The 12776-nt window shown below is 71.0% G+C and carries 11 protein-coding genes and 1 pseudogene; 11 read left to right on the forward strand and 1 reads right to left on the reverse strand.

Features of this window, described 5'->3' with window-relative positions; genetic code table 11:
• The first annotated feature begins 34 nt into the window (after window positions 1–34).
• From CLT68_RS11365 to ahcY, 6 genes are all read left to right on the forward strand, one after another.
• Entirely contained in the window at window positions 35–1420 is a 1386-nt protein-coding gene (locus CLT68_RS11365) for a phosphomannomutase/phosphoglucomutase (RefSeq protein WP_099850704.1), read from the forward strand.
• Between the two features lie 61 nt (window positions 1421–1481).
• Complete coding sequence (locus tag CLT68_RS11370) at window positions 1482–1667, forward strand: Trm112 family protein (protein WP_030331539.1); 186 nt, start codon at window positions 1482–1484, stop codon at window positions 1665–1667.
• Window positions 1664–2860: an SIS domain-containing protein gene (locus CLT68_RS11375; protein WP_088946313.1), complete on the forward strand. Its 1197-nt coding sequence runs from the start codon at window positions 1664–1666 to the stop codon at window positions 2858–2860. The genes CLT68_RS11370 and CLT68_RS11375 overlap by 4 nt, the downstream gene beginning before the upstream one ends.
• 67 nt (window positions 2861–2927) lie before the next feature.
• Entirely contained in the window at window positions 2928–3917 is a 990-nt protein-coding gene (locus tag CLT68_RS11380) for a cation diffusion facilitator family transporter (protein ID WP_099850706.1), read from the forward strand.
• A gap of 3 nt (window positions 3918–3920) precedes the next feature.
• Window positions 3921–5084 (forward strand): mannose-6-phosphate isomerase, class I, encoded by a 1164-nt coding sequence (gene manA / locus CLT68_RS11385; protein WP_099850708.1) that lies wholly within the window; start codon window positions 3921–3923, stop codon window positions 5082–5084.
• Between the two features lie 278 nt (window positions 5085–5362).
• Window positions 5363–6862 (forward strand): adenosylhomocysteinase, encoded by a 1500-nt coding sequence (gene ahcY, locus CLT68_RS11390; RefSeq protein ID WP_099850710.1) that lies wholly within the window; start codon window positions 5363–5365, stop codon window positions 6860–6862.
• Window positions 6863–6936: 74 nt separating this feature from the next.
• Here ahcY and CLT68_RS33135 read toward each other — a convergent pair whose 3' ends face one another.
• Window positions 6937–7095, reverse strand: a complete 159-nt coding sequence (locus CLT68_RS33135) for a hypothetical protein (RefSeq protein WP_172861943.1) — start codon at window positions 7093–7095, stop codon at window positions 6937–6939.
• Window positions 7096–7350: 255 nt separating this feature from the next.
• On the opposite strand from CLT68_RS33135, the pseudogene CLT68_RS11400 reads away from it, so the two are divergent.
• From CLT68_RS11400 to CLT68_RS11420, 5 genes and pseudogenes are all read left to right on the forward strand, one after another.
• Window positions 7351–7566, forward strand: a pseudogene (locus CLT68_RS11400) (deferrochelatase/peroxidase EfeB); the annotation flags it as partial.
• Between the two features lie 182 nt (window positions 7567–7748).
• Complete coding sequence (gene mtrA / locus CLT68_RS11405) at window positions 7749–8438, forward strand: MtrAB system response regulator MtrA (protein ID WP_030331519.1); 690 nt, start codon at window positions 7749–7751, stop codon at window positions 8436–8438.
• Between the two features lie 12 nt (window positions 8439–8450).
• On the forward strand, window positions 8451–10205 hold the full coding sequence (gene mtrB, locus CLT68_RS11410) for an MtrAB system histidine kinase MtrB (RefSeq protein ID WP_099850712.1): 1755 nt from the start codon (window positions 8451–8453) through the stop codon (window positions 10203–10205).
• A complete protein-coding gene (locus tag CLT68_RS11415; protein ID WP_099850714.1) occupies window positions 10202–12022 on the forward strand; it encodes an LpqB family beta-propeller domain-containing protein in 1821 nt (606 codons plus the stop codon). Before mtrB ends, CLT68_RS11415 begins: the two co-directional genes overlap by 4 nt.
• A gap of 38 nt (window positions 12023–12060) precedes the next feature.
• Window positions 12061–12735 (forward strand): ComF family protein, encoded by a 675-nt coding sequence (locus tag CLT68_RS11420; protein WP_099857048.1) that lies wholly within the window; start codon window positions 12061–12063, stop codon window positions 12733–12735.
• Window positions 12736–12776 lie beyond the last annotated feature (41 nt).

Raw genomic sequence — 12776 nt, forward strand, 5'->3', positions numbered from 1 at the left:
CCGGTGTCCAACTTGCGGCCAAGGAGCGGAACACGTGTCTGATCTGTCCCAGATTGTGAAGGCGTACGACGTCCGAGGGACGGTGCCGGACCAGTGGGACGAGCGGGCCGCCGAGGCACTGGGAGCCGCATTCACCCAGCTGCTCAACTCCACCGACGAGCCGGGCGACGCGGTTGTCGTCGGGTACGACATGCGGGCCACCTCGCCCGGGCTGGCCGCCGCGTTCGCCGCCGGCGTACGGGCCGAGGGGCGCTCGGTGATCGAGATCGGGCTCGCCTCCACCGACCTGCTCTACTTCGCCTCCGGCTCGCTCGACCTGCCCGGTGCGATGTTCACCGCCAGTCACAACCCCGCGCAGTACAACGGCATCAAGATGTGCCGCTCCGGTGCCCGGCCGATCGGCCAGGAGAGCGGCCTGACGGAGATCCGGGATCGGGCCCAGGCCCTCCTTGACTCGGGCGAGGCCCGTCCGGCCGGTGAGCCGACCCAGCCGGTCGAGCGACGTGACATGCTCCCCGACTACGCCGGCTACCTGCGCAAGCTGGTCGACCTCTCGGGCATCCGGCCGCTGAAGGTCGTCGTCGACGCCGGTAACGGGATGGGCGGTTTCACCGTCCCCACCGTGCTGGGCGACGCCGCCCTGTCGCCGCTGCCGCTGGAGATCGTGCCGCTCTACTTCGAGCTGGACGGCAGCTTCCCCAACCACGAGGCCAACCCCCTGGACCCGGCCAACCTGGTCGACCTCCAGCGCGCGGTGGTCGAGCACGGTGCCGACATCGGGCTGGCCTTCGACGGTGACGCCGACCGGTGCTTCGTGGTGGACGAGCGCGGCGAGCCGGTCTCGCCGTCGGCGATCACCGCCCTCGTCGCCGCACGTGAGCTGGCCAAGCACCCGGGCTCCACCGTGATCCACGGTCTGATCACCTCCAGCGCGGTCGCGGAGATCATCCGTGAGCACGGGGGGCAGCCGCTCGTCGCCCGGGTCGGGCACTCCTTCATCAAGGCGGAGATGGCCCGCACCAATGCCGTCTTCGGCGGCGAACACTCCGCGCACTACTACTTCCGTGACTTCTGGTTCGCCGACACCGGAATGCTCGCGGCGATGCACACGCTGGCCGCGTTGGGTGAGCAGTCGCTGCCACTGTCCGTGATGGCCGGCGAGTTCGAGCGTTACGTCGCCTCGGGCGAGATCAACTCGACGGTGGCCGACCAGGCGGCGGCGGTGGCCGAGGTGCGGGCCGCATACCCGGACGCGGTGGCCGACGAGATGGACGGTCTCACCCTGCGATTCCCCGACGGCGCGTGGTTCAACCTGCGCGCCTCCAACACCGAGCCGCTGCTGCGGCTCAACGTCGAGGCGCCCACCCGGGATCGGATGGTCTCGCTCCGGGACGACGTGCTGGACCGCGTTCGCCGATAAGATCGCCTGCGCCGGTCGGCACCGCCGCCGGTGAAGCCGCACACGTGGAAGGAGCCGTGCCATGGCCCTGGATCCGCAGTTGCTCGAGATTCTCGCCTGTCCGGACACGCACCACGCCCCGCTCAGCTACGACGCCGAGGCGCAGACGTTGACCTGCACGGAGTGCGGTCGCATCTTCGAGGTCCGCGACGACGTGCCGGTGCTGTTGCTGGACGAGGCGCGCGGCGGCCCCGGGCAGCCGTCGTGATCGACGGTACGGCCGGGGTCAGCGGACGTCGCGATGCCGATGAAGCCCTGCTCGACAACCCGGAGGCGCTGGCCGAGCACGACCCGGGCGGCATGCTCCGGCACACGGCGTCGGCCGGTGCGCAGGTCCGCGAGAGCGCCGCACTGGCTGCCGAGGCGAACCTGGCGGTGCTCGCCGACGACGGGCGGCCCCGAGCCGTGGTCATCGCCGGCATCGGCACGGCGGGGCGTACCGGAGACGTGCTGGCCACGGTCGCCGGGCCGCGCTGCCCGGTCCCGATCATCGGGCACCGCAGCGCCGGCGTACCCGGTTGGGTGGGCGCGGCCGACGTGGTGATCGCGGTGAGCGCGTCCGGTCGTAGCCCGGAGGCGCTCGGCGCGGCCGAGGCGGCGCACCGGCGCGGTGCCCGGCTGGTCGCCGTGGGTGCCCCCGACTCGCAGTTGCAGTCGATCGCCGAGCAGGCCCGGGCGCCGTTCATTCCGGTGCCCCGGCGTGCTCCGGCCCGGGCCAGCCTCTGGGCGCTCACCGTGCCGGTGCTGCTCGCGGCCCGTTCCCTCGGGCTCGTGAAGGTCAACGAGGCGGACCTGGCGGAGACCGCGGCCCGGCTCGACGCGGATGCCGACCGCTGCCGGTCCGCCGCCGAGTCCTTCGTCAACCCGGCGAAGTCGCTGGCCCTGGCCCTGGCCGGCTCGATCCCGATCGTCTGGGGCTCGTCCCCGCTGGCCACCGTGGCCGCCCGCCGGTTCGGCGACACCCTGTCGGCCAACGCCCGCTACCCGGTGGTCACCGGGGCGCTCGGTGAGGCCGGCCGGGGTCGGGTCGGGCTGCTCGACGGCGTCTTCGGCGGTCTGGCCGAGGGGGAGCGGGACATCTTCGCCGACCCGGCCGAGGACGACGGCGAGGGCACCCGACTGCGGTTGGTGCTGTTGCGCGACGGCGGGCTCAACGCCGAGGACGACACCGACGAGCCCTTCGCCGTCGAGGAGCGCCGCGCGGACGCGGTGCAGACCCTCGCCGAGCGCCGTGGCGTGCGGTGCGATGTGGTGACCGCCGAGGGTGGCTCCGCGTTGGAGCGGCTGGCCTCGCTGATCGCGGTCCCGGATTTTGCCTCGATCTACCTTGCCCTGGCCCATGGGCTGGACCCGATGGCCGTGCCGGCCATCACCGAAATGAAGGAGCTGTCGAACCAGTGAACGAACGCAATGGGCGGCGCATCATGCGCGGACCGGTTGGCTTCGTACGGCGAAGCGGAGCGGTGGCATGAGTGCCAACGGTGGGACGAAGGCGATTGTCGCCGCACTGCTGGCAAACGTCGGCATCGCCATCACCAAGTTCGTCGCGTTCCTGCTGACCAGCTCGTCGTCGATGTTGGCCGAGTCGGTCCACTCGGTCGCCGACTCCGGCAACCAGGCACTTCTGCTGCTCGGCGGCAAGCGGGCCAAGCGGGCGGCCACCCCGGAGCACCCGTTCGGGTACGGCCGGGAGCGCTACATCTACGCGTTCATCGTGTCCATCGTGCTGTTCAGCATCGGTGGCCTGTTCGCCTTGTACGAGGCGTACCACAAGTGGTCGGATCCGCACGGGATCACCGAGTGGCAATGGGTGCCGATCGTCGTGCTGGTGGCGGCGATCATCATGGAGTCGTTCTCCTTCCGGACCGCCATCAAGGAGTCCAACCACGTCCGGGGCAACCAGTCCTGGGTGCGCTTCATCCGCCGGGCCAAGGCGCCCGAGCTGCCGGTGGTGCTGCTGGAGGACTTCGGTGCCCTGGTCGGTCTGGTGTTCGCGCTGTTCGGTGTGACCATGACGCTGATCACCGGCAACGGTGAGTGGGACGCCGCCGGCACCGCGATGATCGGCGTGCTGCTGGTGCTCATCGCCATCGTGCTGGCAATCGAGACGAAGAGTCTGCTGCTCGGTGAGGGTGCCGAGGCGTCGGAGCTGGCCGCCATCGAGCGCGCCGTCACCGACGGCCCCGAGGTGGAGCGGATCATCCACATGAAGACGCTCTACCTGGGCCCGGAAGAGCTGATGGTGGCCGCGAAGATCGGCGTGCCGGCGTGCGAGAGCGCCCAGGACCTGGCCCGGGGCATCAACACCGTGGAGGCGCGGATCCGCGCCGCGGTGCCGACCGCCCGGGTGATCTACCTGGAGCCGGACATCTACAGCGTCGCCGCCGCCGAAGCCGGCACCGGCACCGCTGCTGACACCGCCGCGCCGCAGCCAGAGGCCGAGCGGTCCGAGGGCTGACTGGTGGAGCCACTGTACGGACCGATCCGCGACTACGCGTGGGGGTCTCGTTCGGCCATCGCTCTCCTCCAGGGGAGGTCGGTGCCCAGCGAGGGTCCGGAGGCGGAGCTGTGGTTGGGCGCCCACCCGGGCGCCCCGGCCAGCGTGGTCCGTTCCGGCCTCCGGGTGAGCCTCTGTGACCTGGTGCGGGACGAGCCGGGGCAGTGGCTCGGCCAGCGGGTGTCCGAGCGGTTCGGCAGTCGCCTGCCGTTCCTGCTCAAGGTCCTCGCGGCCGACGCTCCGCTGAGCCTCCAGGCTCATCCGGACGCCGAGCAGGCCCGGGCTGGCTTCGCGGCGCAGGCCGGGCGCCCCGAGGGGGAGCGCAACTACTCCGACCCGCACCACAAACCGGAGTTGCTGGTCGCGCTCACGCCGTTCGAGGCGCTGTGCGGTTTCCGGGCCCCGGCGGAGTCGGCGGAGGCGCTCGCCGCGTTCGGCGTACCGGAGTTGGCGCCGGTGGTCGAGGCGTTGCGGGGCGGGCCGGCGGGGCTGCGGACGGCGGTACGGACGCTGCTCGGCTGGCCGGTCGAGCAGCGCGACGAGTTGTTGGGCGCCGTGCTGGCGTCGTCGGCCGACGGCCCGGACGCGGACCTGGTCCGCCGGCTGGCCAAGGCATACCCAGCCGATCCGGGCGCACTGGTGGCACTGCTGCTGCACCACCTACGTCTGGTCGCGGGCGAGGGGATCTGGATGCCCGCCGGCAACCTGCACGCCTACCTGAGCGGCTGCGGGGTGGAGATCATGGCGGCGAGCGACAACGTGCTGCGCGGTGGTCTGACCCCGAAGCGGGTGGATGTCGACGAGTTGCTGCGGGTGCTGCGTTTCGAGGTGCTCGACGATCCGGTGCGGGCCGCCCAGCCGGTGGGCCCGGGTGTGGATTGCTGGCCCGTGCCGGTGGACGACTTCGCGCTGCACCGGGTGCGCGTCGGTGCGGAGGTGCCTTCGGTCACGCTGACGCTGCCCGGTCCCCGGGTGGTGCTCTGCGGTGGCGGTTCGATCACCGTGGACGATGGCGCCGGCGCGGTGACGCTCGCGTCCGGCGAGGCGGCGATCGGCACGGCGGCCGGCGAGCCGTTGCGGGTCAGCGGTGCCGGTGAGGCGTACGTGGGGACCTCTGGGTTGCGCTGACAGGCTCGTCCGGCAACGACACAAGTCCGACTTTCCCGGAATAGCTTGACGCTGCCCTGCCTGAGTGTGACTCTATGAGTACGCAGCGTTATCGCGACGACGGTCCGAGAACGTGCGGGGGAACCAAACCGGGGGGATGCACGGGGCGGGCGGGACGTGGGCGGTTATCCGTCCATCACCGACCGCCCCGTGCGCTGTCCGCAGCCCGTCCCCGGATGCCCGTCGCTGGCGCGCGTAAGGTGGAAGGTCGGCGCAGACATCGTTCGACAGGAGCTTTCATGACCAGCACCCTCCCGGCGTCCGCCAGCGGTACGCCGTCCGAGGCCCGGCCGAGCACGCTCGCCGAAGGCGACTTCAAGGTGGCGGATCTGTCGCTCGCCGAGTTCGGGCGTAAGGAGATTCAGCTCGCCGAGCACGAGATGCCCGGCCTGATGGCGATTCGCCGGGAGTTCGCCGAGGCGCAGCCCCTCGCCGGCGCGCGGATCACCGGCTCGCTGCACATGACCATCCAGACCGCCGTCCTGATCGAGACGCTGGTCGCGCTCGGCGCGCAGGTGCGCTGGGCGTCCTGCAACATCTTCTCCACCCAGGACCACGCCGCCGCGGCGATCGTCGTCGGCCCGGAGGGCACCCCCGAGGCTCCGGCCGGCGTGCCGGTGTACGCGTGGAAGGGCGAGACCCTCCCGGAATACTGGTGGTGCACCGAGCAGGTGCTCGCCTGGCCGGACGGGCAGGGCCCGAACATGATCCTCGACGACGGCGGCGACGCCACCCTGCTCGTGCACAAGGGTGCGGAGTTCGAGAAGGCCGGGGCGGTTCCGCCGGTCGAGTCCGCCGACTCCGAGGAGTACGGCGTCATCCTCGAGCTGCTGCACCGCTCGCTCGGCGAGGACAACCAGCGCTGGACCCGGATCTCCGCCGGCATCAAGGGCGTGACCGAGGAGACCACCACCGGCGTGCACCGGCTCTACGAGATGCACCGCGCGGGCACCCTGCTCTTCCCGGCCATCAACGTCAACGACTCGGTGACCAAGAGCAAGTTCGACAACAAGTACGGCTGCCGGCACTCCCTGATCGACGGCATCAACCGGGCCACCGACGTGCTGATCGGCGGCAAGATGGCCGTGGTGATGGGCTACGGCGACGTGGGCAAGGGGTGTGCCGAGTCGCTGCGCGGCCAGGGCGCCCGGGTCGTGGTGACCGAGGTCGACCCGATCTGCGCGTTGCAGGCCGCGATGGACGGCTACCAGGTCGCCACCCTGGATGACGTTGTCGAGCAGGCGGACATCTTCATCACCGCGACCGGCTGCTTCGACGTCATCACCAACGAGCACATGGCCCGGATGAAGCACCAGGCCATCGTCGGCAACATCGGCCACTTCGACAACGAGATCGACATGGCCGGCCTGGCCAAGCGTTCCGACGTCGAGCGGGTCAACATCAAGCCGCAGGTCGACCTGTGGCGCTTCGCCGACGGGCACGCCATCATCGTGCTCTCCGAGGGCCGCCTGCTGAACCTGGGCAACGCCACCGGTCACCCGAGCTTCGTGATGTCGAACTCGTTCGCGAACCAGACGATCGCCCAGATCGAGCTGTTCACCAAGACCGAGGAATACCCGATCGGCGTCTACGTGCTGCCCAAGCACCTGGACGAGAAGGTGGCCCGGCTGCACCTGGGCGCGCTCGGCGCCAAGCTGAGCACGCTGACCAAGGAGCAGGCCGCGTACCTGGGTGTCTCCACGGAGGGTCCGTTCAAGCCGGATCACTACCGCTACTGATCGACGATTCGGGACCGGGTCGGCTGTTCGCAGCCGGCCCGGTTTCGTCGTTTCCGGCACCAGGGCCGGCGGGTTCAGCCTGACCGGGGGCCGCGGCGGGTGGGGCGGAACCACGTCCAGACGCACCAGGCCAGCCAGCCGACCGACACCACGGTGGCCAGGGCCCGCAGGCGCAACGCGCTGAGCAGCAGCACAACGGCCAGCACCGTCAGCCACGGCAGGAATGCCTTCACGGCGGGGATCCTCCCACAGTCGACCGGGGTGGCCCGCCCTCCCGAGGCCGAAGAGGCTGGTCACAGGGCGAGTGAGCTTGTCGCGAACGACTTGACGCCAACCCCGAGCGGGAGGAAGGTTGCCTGCCCTAAGTCAGTGGAGGCGTGCCTAATCAACTCGGAGCCCGGATGTTCGCCACCTACCTGATCGGCCTTCGGAAGGCCTGGAGGCCACCCTGGTGGTCAGCATCCTGGTCGCCTTCCTGGTGAAGTCGCGTCGACGGCTCGGACGGCCTCGGCCGGCTCGACGCGGGCCTCTTCTTCATCGCCTACCAGCGCGATCCGCGCCGCCAGTTCGTGCCGATCCAGACCCAGTTGGCCCGGCATGACGTGATGAACGAATACCTGCGGCACGTCTCCAGCGGTGTGTTCGCCTGCCCACCCGGGGTACGCGACGGCGGCGACCACTGGGGGCGCGCCCTCTTCGGGTGACCGTCGTCGAGATGGCGACAGCGGAATCGATCCGGGCTGCGGTGGCGCCGGGCGGCGCCGAAGGGGGATCATGGTGGCAGCCAGGCCCGGGACCCATCCGTGCGCCCGGCGCCGCAGCACATGGCGCATCTACCGGCAGACGCCGGTCCCACCGAACTGAATGAGGATGCAATATTAATCCCATGAGAGCCCGCGTACTGGTGGTCGACGACGACCCCGCGCTCGCCGAGATGCTCGGCATCGTGCTGCGTAGTGAGGGTTTCCTGCCCTCGTTCGTAGCGGACGGCGAGCGGGCGTTGGCCGCATTTCGTGACAGTCGTCCCGATATCGTGCTGCTTGACCTGATGCTCCCCGGTATGAGCGGTATCGACGTCGCCAGGTCCATCCGGGCGGAGTCCGGCGTGCCGATTGTCATGCTGACCGCCAAGAGCGACACCGTGGATGTCGTGCTGGGCCTGGAGTCCGGTGCCGACGACTACGTGGTCAAGCCGTTCAAGCCCAAGGAGCTGGTCGCCCGGATGCGGGCCCGACTGCGCCGAGGCGAGGACGTGGCCCCCGAGATGCTGACCATCGGGCCGCCCGACAACCAGATCACCATCGACGTGCCCGCGCACACCGTCAGTCGTAACGACGAGGAGGTGAAGCTGACTCCGCTGGAGTTCGACCTGCTGGTCGCGCTCGCCCGCAAGCCACGTCAGGTCTTCACCCGTGAGGTGCTGCTGGAGCAGGTCTGGGGTTACCGGCACGCGGCCGACACCCGCCTGGTCAACGTGCACGTCCAGCGGTTGCGGGCCAAGATCGAGCCGGACCCGGAGCGACCGGAAATCATCCTCACCGTGCGGGGCGTGGGTTACAAGGCGGGGACCGGATAGCCTGGTCGCACTGTGTCGACCACGCCCCCACCCTCCCCGAGTACGCCTGCCCGCCGGCCGAGCGCCGGCGGGGAGGTCTGGCGTGCGGTGAGCGGCCGGGTCGCCCGCGTGGTGGCCCGGGTGCACCAGACCTGGCGCCGCTCGCTCCAGGTGCGGGTCGTGACCATCACGCTGGTCGCGTCCAGTCTGCTGGTCGGCGGTTTCGCGTTCCTGATCGCCGACAAGATCACCACCATCCTGCTCGACAGTGCCCGCAGCGACGTCCGGCAGAGGGTGACCAGCGGCGCCAGCTACGCCGCCAAGCAGGTCTCGCTCTACGGCCAGCCGCAGGAGGCGCAGCTCCAGGAGACCATCGACGGCACTGTCAACTACCTCGCCGGTGGCGACCCTCAGCAGACCAGCGGGGTGGTGGTGGCGATCACGGCCAACGACTATCCCAGCGAGATCCAGACGCGCACCGCGCCCTCCGCGAACGTCCAGCAGCTGATCAGCCCGGAGCTGCGGGCCGCGGTCGCCGACGGCAAGGTCGCCAGCCAGATCCGCACCGGCCGGCTCACGGGGAAGTCCACCAAATACCTCGTGTACGGGTCGCCGGTGCCCACCAGCTTCGGCCAGATCGAGCTCTACTATCTGGTGCCGCTGACCCGGCAGGACGTGACCGCCGCCGACGCCCGAGCCACAGTGGTGGCCACCGGGGTCGCCCTGGTGATCCTGCTCGGGCTGCTCGCGGCGCTGGTCACCCGCCTGGTGGTCAACCCGGTCCGGGTCGCCGCGCGCACCGCCCAGCGGCTCTCCGCCGGGCTGCTCGACCAGCGGATGGTGGTCAACGGCGAGGACGACCTCGCCCTGCTGGCCGCCTCGTTCAACCAGATGGCCACCAACCTGCAACGGCAGATCCTGCGCCTGGAGGAGATGTCCCGGCTGCAGCGCCGCTTCACCTCGGACGTCTCGCACGAGCTGCGTACCCCGCTGACCACGGTCCGGATGGCCGCTGACCTGATCTTCGCCGAGCGCGACGAGTTCGACCCGGCGGTGGCCCGCAGCGCCGAGCTGCTCCAAGCCGAGCTGGACCGGTTCGAGGAACTGCTCACCGACCTGTTGGAGATCAGCCGGTTCGACGCCGGTTTCGCCATGCTGGATTCCGAGCCGACCGACCTGGTGCCGGTGGTGCACCGGGTGGTCGACCGGCTGGCCGGCCTGGCCGAGCGGGTGGGCGTCCCGATCGAGCTCGACCTGCCGGGCGCGCCGGTGATCGCCGAGGTCGACCCGCGCCGGGTCGAGCGGATCCTGCGCAACCTGGTCGGCAACGCCGTCGAGCACGGCGAGGCCCGTCCGGTGCTGATCACCCTCGGCGCCGACGAGACCGCAGTGGCGATCACAGTCCGCGACCGGGGTGTGGGGCTCAAGGTGGGCGAGGAGAAGCTGGTGTTCAACCGGTTCTGGCGGGCGGACCCGTCCCGGGCTCGGCAGACCGGTGGCACCGGCCTTGGCCTGTCGATCAGCCTGGAGGACGCCCGTCTGCACGGCGGCTGGCTGGAGGCGTGGGGTGCTCCCGGGCAGGGCGCGCAGTTCCGGCTCACTCTGCCGGCCCGCGCCGGCGATCGGCTGACCACCTCGCCGCTGCGGCTGGTGCCGGCCGACGCCGCGCTGCCCTTCGGTGGCCCTCGCGACGGTGGCCCGCTGGCCATCGGTCCGGGCACTGGCGGGGCGGTGGCGATCGGCCCGGCGCCGACCGGGGACGGACAGCGGGCGGAGGTGCGCTCATGAGACGGCCCTCTCTGCTCGGGGCACTCGGTGTGGTGGTGCTGCTCGGTGCCGGCTGCGGCATCCCGGCCGGGTCCGACGTGCGGGTGGACGGCAAGGGCGGGGCTGTGACCGGGGCCGGCGGGTTCGACGTCCGGCGCAGTGAGCCGCCGACGCGGACCGCCGGCGGCAGCGACAACGAGGTGTTCCTGCGCAACTTCCTGTCCGCCGCCGCCGGAGAGCCGGACCGGGCGTACGAGCGGGTCAAGGCGTTCGTCGCCCCGGAGGACAAGTCCCGTCTGCAGGACAAGAAGGGCAGCGAGGTCGCGCTGAACGTGGTCCGGCTGCGCGAGGCGGCGGTCTACACCCTCAACAGCGACTCGACCACCACCGTGAAGATCACGGTGCAGCAGCTCGGTGTGCTGCGGGCCAACGGCACCCTCGCCCCGCCCGTGGCGACCGAGTCGGAATACGAGTTCGGGCTGCGCAGCGCGGCGTTGGACGGCGGCGCCAACGACGAGCGCGCCGGCCTCTACGTCCTCGACCCGCCGAACGTGCTGCTGCTCAGCGACGTCGCCCTCAAGCAGTACTACCAGGAGGAGACGATCTACTTCTGGAGTTCCGACCGCAGCCGGCTGGTGCCCGACCAGCGCTACCGGCCGGTGGCGGTGCCCAACGAGCGCCGGGTCAACGAGGTCGTGAAGTGGCTGGTCGGCGGCCCTTCCGACTGGCTGCGCCCGGGTGTCGTCGGGCTGCCCGACCGCACCGAGCTGATCAACAATGCCACCGGCGCGAACAACCGGTGGGAGGTCAACCTGGACATGTCCGGTGACGACCAGAACGGCATCGACCAACTGATCACCCAGCTCGCCTGGTCACTCGGCGACCTGACGGGCGAGCTGGAGTTGAAGATCCGCAACAACTCGCAGCCCGTGCAGGACCTGAACGAACGACGCAACTCCCAGCAGCTCTACCCGAACGCCCAGAGCCCACAGCGGTTCGGCGTGTACGAGGGCGCCATCCACCCGCTCGACTTCGACGGCGAACTCAGCGGGATGGTGCCGCTGGCGCCCGAGGTCAATCGCAACATCGTCTCCGCCGGCCTGGCGTTGGCCCGGGATCAGCGGGTCCTCGCCGGGATGGTGGTCAACGGCAGCAGCAGTGGCCGTTACCGCCTCGCCGTGGGCACGGGTGTCGCGCCGGTGTCGGTCATCAACCGCAGCGGCACCGAATACTCCTCGATGAGCCGACCGGTCTGGCTGCGTACCGTCGACTCCCGTGCCGATCGCGGCCTGGTCGTGGCCGACGGGCAGCTCTACCGGTTCGACGAGGCGGCGCGGATGTATCCGGTGCCGCTCAACCTGCCCACCGCTGACGTCACAGCGGTGGCCGCCGCGCTGGACGGTCAGCGGGTCGCGGTGATCGCCGGTGGAAAGCTCTACGTCGCCGCGGTCAACCTGGACGGCGGCGGGGTCTCCATCGGGCCGCCGAGGCAACTGGCCACCTCGCTGACCGGCCTCACGGCGGTCGACTGGGGCAGGGAGGACCGACTGGTGGTGGCGGGGTCCGCAGGCCAACAGGCGATCTACGAGATCAGCGTGGACGGCGCCGTGGAGACGCCCCTGCGGACCGACGTGGGCGCCAAGGTCAACCACCTGACGGCGTACCCGACCAACCGCGTCGTGCGGGTCCCCAGCGGGGCCTACATGTACGAGGCGAACGGGGTGGCCTACCGCAGCAGCCCGTTCGAGCGGATCGAGCCGGACCGTGTGCGGGACATCGCCCCGGTGCCGGCCGGCGTCCGACCGAGCAACCCGTCGGCACCGTTCTTCCTCTACTGACACCGGTGAGCGGGCTCTGGGCGGACCTCACCGACCTGGTGCTGCCCGCCACCTGCGCGGGTTGTCGGGAGCGCCGGGCCGGCCTGCGGCACGGGGTCTGCCCGTCCTGCGTCGAGGCACTGGACGCGCTGCGTCCACGATCGGTCCGCCCCACACCCGCCCCGCCGGGCCTGCCGTCCTGCGTCGCCCTCGGGCCGTACGCGGGCCCGCTGCGCGAGGCGCTGCTGGCGTACAAGGAACACGGCCGGCACGGTCTGGCCCGCCCACTCGGGGCCCTGCTCGCCGAGGTCGTCGCGGCGGCGGTCGGCGTGGCCCGTCCGGTGGCGCTGGTCCCGGTCCCGGACACGGCGGCGGCAGCCCGCTCCCGGTACGGGGATCACCTGGACCGGCTCGCCCGGCACTGCGCGGCCCGGCTCAACCGGGGCGGCTGGGCGGCGCAGGTGCATCGTCCGCTGCGGGCGTTGCCCCGCCCCGACTCGGTGACCCTGGACAGCACCGGGCGGGCGGCCGCGGCCGAGGCCGCGTTCCAGCCCCGCTCCGCCGCGCCTGGCTGGCCCCGTGCCGCAGCCGTGCCCCCGGTCGTGGTGCTGCTCGACGACATCGTCACCACCGGCGTCACCCTGGCCGCCGCGACCAGGGTGCTGACCGCGACCGGGTGGACACCGAGTGTCGCCGCGGTGCTCGCGGCGACCGAGAAAAGACACCAGTCGTAACCGATCGTGTTTCCGTTTCACCCGTTGGTGTATGAGCTGCG

This window comes from Micromonospora sp. CNZ299, assembly GCF_002754415.1.